Annotated in this window: 7 protein-coding genes; 2 read left to right on the top strand and 5 right to left on the bottom strand. The window is 40.2% G+C overall.

All coding sequences use genetic code 11. The features are described from left to right. Positions 1-9: 9 nt before the first annotated feature. The gene (locus tag JKG61_RS12685) at positions 10-1422 is read right to left on the bottom strand and encodes a hypothetical protein (RefSeq protein ID WP_202103358.1); all 1413 of its coding nucleotides are present in this window, start codon (positions 1420-1422) and stop codon (positions 10-12) included. A gap of 3 nt (positions 1423-1425) precedes the next feature. After that, positions 1426-3882 carry a TonB-dependent receptor gene (locus tag JKG61_RS12680; protein ID WP_202103357.1) on the bottom strand — a complete coding sequence of 819 codons (2457 nt, stop codon included), beginning with the start codon at positions 3880-3882 and terminating at the stop codon, positions 1426-1428. 88 nt (positions 3883-3970) lie between these two features. Between JKG61_RS12680 and JKG61_RS12675 the strand changes: the two genes are divergently transcribed. Continuing rightward, entirely contained in the window at positions 3971-4924 is a 954-nt protein-coding gene (locus tag JKG61_RS12675) for a helix-turn-helix transcriptional regulator (protein ID WP_202103356.1), read from the top strand. 58 nt (positions 4925-4982) lie between these two features. Here the strand turns inward: JKG61_RS12675 and JKG61_RS12670 are convergent, their stop codons facing one another. Continuing rightward, positions 4983-7463 carry a TonB-dependent siderophore receptor gene (locus tag JKG61_RS12670; RefSeq protein ID WP_202103355.1) on the bottom strand — a complete coding sequence of 827 codons (2481 nt, stop codon included), beginning with the start codon at positions 7461-7463 and terminating at the stop codon, positions 4983-4985. A 194-nt stretch (positions 7464-7657) separates the two neighbouring features. Beyond that, entirely contained in the window at positions 7658-9580 is a 1923-nt protein-coding gene (gene nagB, locus JKG61_RS12665; RefSeq protein ID WP_202103354.1) for a glucosamine-6-phosphate deaminase, read from the bottom strand. A 163-nt stretch (positions 9581-9743) separates the two neighbouring features. Here nagB and JKG61_RS12660 point away from each other — a divergent pair, with 163 nt between their 5' ends. Then, positions 9744-10409, top strand: a complete 666-nt coding sequence (locus JKG61_RS12660) for a TlpA family protein disulfide reductase (protein ID WP_202103353.1) — start codon at positions 9744-9746, stop codon at positions 10407-10409. Between the two features lie 25 nt (positions 10410-10434). On the opposite strand, the gene radA is transcribed toward JKG61_RS12660, so the two are convergent. Then, complete coding sequence (gene radA, locus JKG61_RS12655; RefSeq protein ID WP_202103352.1) at positions 10435-11823, bottom strand: DNA repair protein RadA; 1389 nt, start codon at positions 11821-11823, stop codon at positions 10435-10437. Between the last annotated feature and the right edge of the window lie 40 nt (positions 11824-11863).

Below are 11863 nucleotides of genomic sequence, written 5' to 3'. Positions count from 1 at the left end.
TAGTAGGTTTTAGTAAGCACCGATATAAAAACTACCCGATTGATTTTTCAATCTGGCTCCTTTTGTAACCGCTTTTGTCTTGTAATTAATCACATACAAGTTACCATCCAGACCGTTTGGAGTCATTGGTACATAAATATTATCTCCAACTAACCCAATGTTTTGAAACTGCCCAAATGTACCTGTGATTGCTGTTATACCTTCTGATTCATTTGCAGAGCGTCCAGAAAAACCAATATCACTTTGATTTTCTGTTGTCAAGCGAGTCGCCTTTCTTTCATTCAAGTCAACGAGCGCTAGATACCCTCCGTCCACTTTTGACTCAGTATATAACACAATAGCAACACCATCTTTAATATACTTCCAAGCCCTTATAGCAACACTATTGCTTGTTCCTAGTGCAGCTTTCAAATCAAAATTGTAACTATTATCATACTGATTTGTAGACTTGTCAATACGTAAGATCTGTGATCCTGAAGTTGCTGTTGCTTGATAAACATGACCATCAGTACCCACGTATTGCGTCATTGTACGATAAGAATGATTGTTAACCTTACTAACGGCAGGATCTGCATATATTAACTTAGGATTAGCTAATGATGGGTAGTCCACCACTAAAGTAGCTGTTCCTAGCTCTCTAGTTCCACTACTCCATGTCTGTACATTATCTTTAAAACCCGATTTTTTTGTCACATCTGTTCTTGTCAAATTACAGCCAATAAAGACTTTTGTCTTTGCTGCATTAACAATTGGCACGTCTATACGACCAATCTGATAACCTGCTTTCGTCTGTTCTGCAGTCAAAGGAATTGTAAATTCAGTTTGACGCGTTACCTGAGGATCATTCAGATCCATTATTGCTATTTTCGCGGTACTGGTTACGTCAACAAAATCAGCTCCAGCTCCCTCGGCCGACCCTTTGATTTTAGCAGAAGCGTAGACTCCTATCCCTACACCCTCGGCAGCAACTACCCATCGAGGTGCTGTACCAAGAATAGGTTCAGTATTCATTTCTTCACGCGTATCCGTAAACACTTTTCCTCCATCTACACGGTATTTATTAAAAATACCGCCATCTGTACCTGTGTACTGTATATTATATAAAAAATTACCATTTGTAGACCCTTGTACCCGTGCTGTACGTTGTGAACGAAGCGGATAACCGGTACTATAAACATTCAGTTCGAAGTTTGGGTTAATAGCTTCTTCAGGCGTAATTGCAAACGCCATAGTTCCTCCATTTCCAGCAGTACCTTTATCATCGGGGAATGCTCCTGTCAACGTAATATATTTCCTAGGTTGATTGTCTGGTCCTGACGGTTCTAAGCCGCCATTTGGTCCATCACTTTTTTTACATCCTGCTAATGCGCCCATAGCAATCACTGCTCCTACAGCTAGCGAAGTAAATAATCTCGTTTTCATATGCTATTTAATAAAGTTATTTAATGTATAATTCAATTTAATATAAAATGCTCTACCTGGTTTTTGGATGCCAAAATTGTCATATACTTCCGCGTTAAACACATTCTTACCATCCAAACTTACTACTACGTTTCCCTTTGGAAAACGATAGCTTGCTCCAAAGTCATGTGCAAATTGAGTTGGTGTTGTAAACCACTCTGACTCGATCCATATTGTACTAAACGGCGCAACATATCCCATGTTATAATGAAGATTCACAACTGATTTTTTTTGAAATATGTTATTTAATCGATATTGAACGTTTGCGTTCATTGTAAAGAAAGGTTCATTAGGTACCTGAAGATTATATAGACTATGTGGATTCCCCCTTTCGTCTTCTTTCACTTTGAATAGCGAATTGAATTTCGAAAAGTTAACCATTGCATTCAATTTATTGCTATAGATATAGTTAATCTCCCCCTCAAAACCTAATGTCTGGGTCCTAGGCAAGTTCACAAATTGACTCACCTGTATGTCTTCAACTTGATTTTCACGCCCTTCAATAACAGGGTCTACACGTGTCTGTAAAATTATTTTTTCATAACCGTTACGCCAGAATGCATTGGCATAGAAGTTCAACTTATGATCCGAAAATTCTAGGAAACCATAACGTCCGCCCAAATTATAGTTTACCGCTACTTCAGGCAAAATTCCTGCATTAGGAAGTAGATTGTTTTCCGGCTCCCCATACAAGTGCCGTTCTGTAGGCATAATAAAGGACTTTTCTGCGGACAAAATAATAAACCCGTCTTTAATCGCTTGATAAGACACAGTAGCTCCAAAGCCTTTATTATCTCTAATTGAAGTACTTTGTTCATAGTTCATCACCCCATTTTCCAATGCTGTGGGTTGTAGACTCTTAGTCTTCGTTAAGCCATACTTACCAAAAACATTTGTCCGGAGCTTATTATCAAAAGTCTCCATCTCATAATTCAAAGCCCAGATATTTGTCCATATATCATTTTGCGTAATCCATTTGTCTTTCTCAGGATTAAGCAAATCTCTATCGTTTCGGGTTGTCTTTTCGAACTTATGATTGAGTGATAAACGATGTCCAGGCAAAAAGAGATAAGCCAAATTAGTCCGAACATTCGATATCGTACGGTCAATATCATTCATCACCGCATCTCCTTGCTGTCCTTTTCCTGGTATATGAGGAAAGGGCTTTACTTCATCGTTTTCATTTGGTGGAGCCATCAACAATGTACCGTCCCAATTATATAACTGACTAACTGTATCTTGGAGATACGTATTTCGTTTACTGTGTACCGCATTCAAATTGAGCGATAACCCCTCTACAAAAAGATCACGCTTATTATAATTCATGCTAAAAACATGCGCCTGATATTCATTGAATCGACCAAAATAGGGCCTAGTCATGGTAATTCCATGTGGAATATCCTTATAAGAATCAGACACGTTATAGCCTACGAAAAATTGATCTGCCCAGGACACATCTGTGAATCCTAATTCAAAGCGTCCACCAATAGTCTCAAATTTATCATTTGGCCGCTTGGTACGATAATACCTTTCCACGCGTGTATTAGGCAAGGTATATTTAGAGAACTTACCCCACATTTCATAGTTATTATCTGAATGACTATAAAACCCTGAAGCTCTAACGGTCAAACCATTCTTTTGATTACGATACAATCCACCAACATCAGCCCGGTACGTATTAAAAGAGCCATAAGATACAGCTGCGGATAAATTATTCGCAGAAGCATCTTTTTTCATAATGACATTTATAGCTCCTCCAACATAATTACCACTTAGATGAGAAGGTAAAACACCTTTATATACCTCTATACGCTCAATCATAGCAGGAGGAATATTGTTAAGGTTAAAGGATGAACCATAAGTAGAAATCTCAATCCCATCCAAAAATAATCCTATGGTGCTTCCTGACATTCCATTCAGATTATATTCAATGGGAGATCCCTCTCCGCCGTTTTGGCGCACACGTACACCAACTGCCCTATCTAACAACTCATTCGTTGTCAAATTTCTTAAAGAAGCTTCCTTTGTCTCAATAATAGAAACTGCAAAGCCGGAGGTCTCAATTTCGCGTTTTACGGTATTACGTGTCACTTTTACTTCGTCCAAAGACACATCGCCTTTATCTCCCACGTGTATGTGTAGGTCTAGATAATCTTTGTTCACATCAATATTCAAAGTCTTGGTTTTTATCTCTACGGAAGAAACCGACATGATATACTTTCCCTGAGAAACATTAGAGAAGGAATAGCGTCCTTGTTCATTAGTGATAGATACTAGAGATGTGCCATTAATCCTAACCGTAACATGAGATATCGGTTCTCCACTTTCTTTATGTACTTTACCATTTACAGTGAATGTCTTTTGCGCAAATACCGAAGTCACAAGAACTACGAAGAACAACGACAGGTAAATTTGTTTCATTATCTCAGATTAATAGTTTACTTTTGTTTTTAGAACAAGTCTAAATAAAACCTTGCGTTGCAAATCTAGATGTATTCTAAATAACAAAATGACGGAATCAGGAAAAAAAGCTTCAAATTCAGAAATCTCAGAATTTCAGTCTGAATCCACTGTAGCGTGTCCGTTGACCTCTACTTCCCTAGATATTCATTATGCATTATTGCACGGCACCAATAATCAAGAGCTGAGCAGTCCATTAGATGGGTTTCTAAACATCCTATTCCCGTTACACGAGCATAGCTGCATTTGTCCTTATTTTCTGCGGAAACAGTCCTACATAATTCGAGGGGGAGAAAATATTATCCACCCCATTCAAAAAGGAGAGACACTGGAATGGAAAAACATCTACGAAGATCATCTTGCTATAGCCTTATTTATCTCTAATGAGCTATTGGATGACTTTAGAAGAAAATTTGAACAAAATACCTTACGTTTTAGTAATGGACTATTAACCAATAGTGATAACAGGACTCGATTGCTCATCAACCAACTTATGGTTTATATACGCCATGACAACTATTTAAACCGCTTACGGATACAGGCCCTACTCATCGAAATTCTGGTACATCAGATTGAGGGACTCTATGCGGAGAACGAAAAGCACGAGATAATTCCGAACAAAAACCATTATGACAAGATAGTGCTAGCAAAAAACCTGATCCATCGAGATTTATCAAAAAACTACACTATCCCCGAATTGGCAAAGTATGTAGGTACCAACGAGCAATATCTCAAAAAACACTTTAAACAGTATTTTGGCAAAACAGTGATGAATTACATCACTGAAAAGAAAATGGAACATGCTAAAGAACTGATCCTCACGGGAGATTATAGAATATCGGACGTTGCTCAAATGACGGGCTACAAGCATTCCACTCATTTTACTTCGGCCTTCAAAAAATATTTTGGGTTTATACCCAATTCTCTTAGATACACTTTTTTAGTAGCCAATGAGGGGGTGCAAATGCTCTCCGAGTTTGAAAGCCTTATCCATATTTTATAATATAAAAAGGCCTTCATTCTTAAATGAGGGCCTTTCTGTAAATATTTAGTTTTTACTCTTAGAATCTATAGTTCAATGAGAACGCTGCATTTCTAGGGTCGATCTGATTAATGAACCCTCCGCGGAAATAGGAGTTCAAACCTATTTCATCCGTTAAGTTATTTAAGAACACCCTCGCTTCCCACTTCTGGAATTTATAACCTACCTGCGCATTCACTGTAGTGTAAGCAGGCATATCAAAAGGCTTAATATCAGGACCATACACTGCCGTATGGCCATCATACTTAGTACTATGTTCATTTACGGGTCTTTTACCTACATAATATACTCCTGCACTTAAGCTAAGATTCTTCAAAGCCCCTTGATTAACAACATACTGTACCCAACCATTAGCGGTATGATCTGGTGCATTCATCGGTGCCGAGCCATCCACATAAGATGGAGAATTCTTATACCGTGCATCGAGATAAGCATATCCCAACATTACTGTTAGGTTATCTAAAATACGACCATTCAACTCGGCCTCTATACCGTCACGCAACAAATCTCCGGCTTTGAAGTAATATCCAGTACTAGTCGTTGTTCCTGGTGCATACTCTTGATTAGACAAATTAGAAGTATAGATATGAAAATAGGTCAAGTTAAAACGTAATTTTTCGTCCAGCCAATCCGATTTGATACCTGCTTCAAACTGTTCCGTTGTTGAAGGGCCTACTTCGCCCCCACCAACCATCTTATTAGCTGCACTTCTCAAACTTGTAGAGCTCGTATAAGAACCGAAAATATTTAGATGTTGTACAGGCGTGGCGATAAAACCGACACTCGGATTCCACGCGGAACGGCGTTGCGAGGTATTGCTGGTAGCAGAGATAGTATTAACTTCAGAATAACGCAAACCTAGAGCCACCTTAATGTATTTATTGAACTCAATAACATCTTGGGCTAAAATGCCAAAGGTATTATAATCAGCATCTACAGGGGTGCCTTTTACAAAGCTAATACTCTTGCCCACTTGCGCCTGTCCATTTTTGTCTAAATACTCAACCTCATCTAAAAGGTTTGTCCAACTACCCAAGATATCAATCGTATCTATCACTCCTGCATTACCTAAAGTAATGTTCTTACCCAGCGGCTTCAAGGTTCCAGCCATTGCTGTTGTATTGGCATCCACTATACGGTAATCAAAGCCTCCTTGCATAGTGTGTTTGATACGGCCTGTGTACAACTCTTCTCCGATCAAATCAAATTGGAAAGTCTTGTTCTTATCGTCACGCAAACTTCTAGACATTGAGCGACTAAATAGATTGAAATCAGGATTGACCTTCTCATCAAGCAAGGTAAGACCTGTAGATTGGTTATCTACCTGATACGAAGAGACTGCATAAGCGGCTCTCAAGCGCCAGTTGTCACTAAGACGATGATTCACAGAGGCCATAAAGCTACTCATCACTGTATTATTATTATCTGAAGCCAGTCCCGCCATACGATTGTTTGGCAATACGTACAAGGCATTAACACCTTGAGATGGGTTCAAATTCACAGCGGAAGTAACCGGCGTCTTATTCGAATTCAGATAATCTCCTTCTAAAGTTACTGTCGTATTACCAGATGCACGCCACGTCAAAGAAGGATTGAAGTAAACACTATTTCCGGAAACAGCTGCTCGATAACTATCCGAACGCTCGTATGCCCCATTAAATCGTACAGCTAGAGTCTCCTTTTTATCCAAAACCGTCTGCATATCGAAGGTAGGTCTAAACTGTCCCCAGCTACCCACACGTGCGCCTACTGCTCCAGCATTGATAAAGTTAGGTGTCTTTGTCACCACATTGATAACACCACCTGCATTTCCAATATCTGTAATCACACCTTGGGTAATCGCCGCCGAACCTTTTATCATCTGTATAGATTCAACACCTTGCATATCGACCACACCAGAAGCGGTCTGAAACTGCGAATCCATACGTACACCGTTTTTTAAAACCGGTACACCACGAAAACCACGAGTAGACATGGATTCCTTTACCCCTCCATAACTTCCAAACAACGTCACACCAGGAATATTACGTACTGCATCCGTCAATGTCAATGCACCTTGATCTTCAATAACCTTATGCGATATTACCGATATACTCTGTATCTGATCTGATGGTTTCAATGGCATACGTGTTATCGTTTCTAGCCCTTTTGGCTGTCTACCACGCTCACCAAATACCTCTACATCTTCAATATTATACTCGTTGTGTCTCAGGATAATATCCTCCAATTTCGTCTCCGCTCCTTCTTGTGTCAATACGACTTCTTTCTTTCCGAAACCTATCCCTGATAGATGTAACGTAAATTTACCGGAGCGGCCGATATAAATACTAAAAAAACCATTCGCATCCGTCTTTACTGATTGTTGACCAGCTCTTACCGATACTTCGGCAACAGGTTTGCTCTTTTCGTCGATAACCCGCCCTTTGACGGTTGTTTGTGCATTTGCTAAAGAACAGGCTCCCAGTGTCCCCATTAATGCAAAAAACAGTTTAGCTCTCATATTTGATTTAATTTATACTAATTCTAAATTGAAGCAAAAATAGAGCTCCCCTCCCGGTCATAAAATAAAAAATCCGACAAAAAGATTAACAATCCGAAATTTCAGTCTTTTTCATGGTTTAATCTCAACCATATTAACAAAAAAAAGCCGGCATGTTTACACACACCGGCTCTTCTTATTTAATCTGTTACTGATTAGTCAAACTTCCAACGTACAAACGCTTCTATCGCTTCGTAATCAGCAAGGCCTAATTTATGGTATAAGCCTGCAGTCTCACTCGTACGATCTTCAGCACGCACCCAGAATTCGCGCGGATCATCTCCTGGGAACACAGGCACGTCTTTCTGTGATTGATGTTTAAATATCGCTAAACGTTTACGTTTCACTTCTTGAGGAGATAACGGAACAGCCATCTCGATTTCATGGATTGGGTATTCGTGCCATGCTCCACGATACAACCACAACCAACAGTCTTTTGTCCACTCATCGGTTTTTCGTAGGCGCAACAATGCTTCTAAAATAATGTCAAAACAAACTTTGTGGGTTCCATGGGGATCCGCAAAATCACCAGCTGCAAAAACCTGCTGAGGTTTTACCTTGCGAAGCAATTCCATTGTCTGTATAATATCATCTTCAAAAGATACCTCTTTAGCGAATTTGGTTCTATCGTAAAACGGTAGGTTCTGGAAATGAATATTCTCATCCGGCACCCCTACAAAGCGAGCTCCCGCAATCGCTTCACCTTTACGAATCAAACCCTTTACGGTACGGATTATTTCGGGATCGACCTGATTAGGCTTCTTCGTTTTGAAAAACTCTCTTGCTTCGCTGTAAATCTTACTTGTAATTCCTTGGTCGTCATCAATTGCAACAGCAAAGTCCTGAACAAATTCCAAATAACGCAACACATCATCATCCCAAACGGCTGTATTTCCAGATGTTTGATAAGCTACGTGTACATTGTGTCCTTGATCGGCTAGACGGATGAAAGTACCTCCCATGGAGATCACGTCATCGTCTGGGTGTGGCGAGAAAAGGATTGCATTTTTTTGAGCAGGCTCAGCTCGCTCTGGACGATTTGTATCGTCCACATTAGGCTTTCCCCCTGGCCATCCCGTTATTGTTCTTTGTAACTCGTTGAAGATTCTGATATTAATATTATACGCTGGACCTTGCTCCGTGACAAGCTCTGCCATACCATTATTGTTATAGTCTTCATCAGTCAGCTTTAAAATCGCCTTATTTAATTTTAAAGACAACCAAACCACGGCCTTTTTAGTCAAAAACTCTGACCAAGTTACATCGTGTGCCAACCAAGGTGTATCAAACCGTGTTAATAGTGATGCTGCCCCTTCGTCCAGTATAAATTCTACATTATTAGACAACTGTAAGTAAGTAGCCGGAATTTCCGGTGACATTTCTCCCTCAACAGCTTTCTTAACAATTTCAGCTTTATTCTCATTCCACGCCATTAGGACAATCTCTTTTGCTTTGAAGATTGTTCCAACGCCCATAGTAATCGCCTTTGTAGGCACATATTCTTTACCACCAAACCCACGAGATGCATCACGACGGGTCAAATCATCCAGAGTAACCAAACGTGTACCGGAATTCGGCGCTGACCCAGGTTCATTAAATCCAATATGACCTGTACGTCCGATACCCAGCAATTGGATATCCAAACCTCCGAGTTCAGAAATTTTCTGTTCATAGGCTTCGCAATAGGCCTGCACTTGACTAATATCTATAGTTCCATCAGGAATGTTGATGTTTTCTGCCGGAATATCAATCAGGTCGAAAAGATTCTTCTTCATGAAGGTGACGTAGCTCTGATCTGCAGTAGGCTGCATGGGGAAATACTCATCCAAATTGAAGGTTACTACATTCTTAAAGCTCAAGCTTTCTTCTTTGTGCTGACGAACAAGTTCTTTATAAACTTGAACAGGTGTTGCTCCTGTTGCTAGACCTAGCACAGCTTTTTCGCCTTTTGCTTGCTTTTCTTTAATCAATGAAGCGATACGATTTGCAACATGAATAGAAGCATCACTTTGACTTGGATATACCGTTACAGGTACTTTTTCAAAGCGTGTTTCCTCTAATAAATTTAATCTTGCCATTTATGAGGTAATAAATATGATAAATCGTGAATAGCAAATTTAACAATAATATGAGCTTTTCGTAAATAAAAGTGCAATTAAAAAATAATTTTAAAATCATTTTAACATATCCACTATCATTTATTTGCTCTTTTTATCTAAGTTTGAATAAAATAGCTATAATATGAACAGACTACTTGCTTTATTCGTTAGTGTGATACCCTTTCTATTAAGCGCACAATCTAAAGAAGATCTAATAAAAGAGATCAAAGCCAACCCTTCGCAAACAGAAACAATCCGGCTCATCCAACGCGTTGGGGGCTATGACCCTGATTACAAAGAAATGGCGGCATTGTTTAAAACACTGGACAAAAGTGTAAAAAAGACCAATGAAGGCAAATTATTCCAACGTTATTTAAAAAACCTTTCCAATGTGGCGATTGGGAAAAAGGCTCCAGGAATTACACAATTTGATCTGGAAGGCAATCCCTACGGTCTACAGAATCTGAAAGGAAAGTACGTCCTAGTAGACTTTTGGGCTTCTTGGTGCCCTCCTTGCCGTGCAGAAAACCCAAACTTAGTAGCTACTTACGCAGAATTTAAGGACCGTAACTTCGAAATACTGGGTGTTTCTTTTGACAGAGAATTTGACGCATGGAAAAAGGCAATCGCTGATGACAACCTGACCTGGAAACACATCTCCGATTTACAAAATTGGAACAACGGTGCTTCTATTCCTTACGGTATAAAGGCAATTCCACAAAATGTCTTAGTAGATCCTAATGGAATTATCATTGGTCGCAATCTGCATGGGGAACATCTAAAGAAAAAACTAAGGGAGATACTTTAGAATATCTCCCTTAGTTTTTTTTTCTCTACCCGAAAAGAGCATTAAAGAGATTCTCTAAAGTAGCCATGGGCCTAATGGCGATATTATATTTTTTAGCATCCAACCCTTTCACATTATATTTAGAAATAAATATTCCGTCAAAACCGAGCTTCTCCGCTTCTGCAATACGTTGTTCAATACGATTAACAGCACGGATCTCTCCCGATAAGCCTACCTCACCTGCAAACGTTACCTGAGGGGGCAGCGGGATATCCTGTTGCGAGGATATGAGTGCTGCAATCACTGCCAAATCAATCGCGGGGTCTTCGACGCGCAGTCCTCCTGCTATATTTAGAAACACGTCTTGGGCACTCAGACGAAAGCCAAACCGCTTCTCCAACACTGCTAGAAGCATACTTAAGCGCTTACTGTCAAAGCCTGTAGCTGTACGCTGAGGCGTGCCAAAGGCGGAGTTACTCACCAAAGCCTGCACCTCGATCATTAACGGGCGTACACCCTCCAACATCGCTGCAACCGCAACCCCACTAACCGGGCTTTCTCGTTGGGACAACATAATCTCGGAAGGATTAGACACTTCTCGAAGTCCCGACCCTTGCATTTCATATATTCCTAATTCGGATGAAGAACCGAATCTATTTTTGACCGATCGCAATATCCGATATACATGGTTTCTATCTCCTTCAAACTGCAGCACAGTATCTACCATATGTTCCAATACCTTAGGTCCTGCAATTGCACCGTCTTTTGTTATATGCCCTACGATCAAGACAGGGGTGTTTGTCTCCTTAGCAAAGCGTAATAATTCTGCCGTGCATTCCCGCACCTGTGAAACCGATCCAGGTGCAGACTCTATCTGAGAGGAGTGTAAAGTCTGAATCGAATCAATAACCACTACATCGGGTTTTACGACCTCTATTTGCTTAAATATATGCTGTGTACTGCTTTCAGTAAGTATATAACAGTTGGCTTTCGACGATTGTGACAATCGCTCAGCACGCATCTTGATCTGTTGCTCACTCTCTTCTCCGGAGATATAGAGTGTTTTCACAGCGGGGAGGGACAGCGCCAGTTGTAACATCAAGGTCGATTTACCAATTCCTGGTTCCCCACCGATCAGTACCATCGATCCAGGTACAATTCCCCCTCCAAGTACCCGATTAAACTCCTTGTCCGGAGTCCGTATCCGCTGTTCTTCAGAATACACGATCTCATGGATAATCGCCGCTTTGTTCGTTCGTTTGTCAGCCGCTGTACTTGGCGCAGTACTGCGCCATTCTGGCACCCTTGAAGATGCCGGAGAGATGACCTCTTCCACGAAAGAGTTCCATTGTTTACAAGACGGACATTGTCCTAACCATTTTGGGGACTCATACCCACAGGACTGACAGAAATATGCTGATTTTGACTTAGCCATTGGGCTAATTTAACAAAAACCTTAGATTACATGTAACAAT

This window comes from Sphingobacterium faecale (genome assembly GCF_016746095.1).
Lineage (GTDB): Bacteria > Bacteroidota > Bacteroidia > Sphingobacteriales > Sphingobacteriaceae > Sphingobacterium > Sphingobacterium faecale.
Note: the sequence above shows the minus strand (reverse complement) of the source record. Positions and strands in the feature narration are given on the sequence as shown.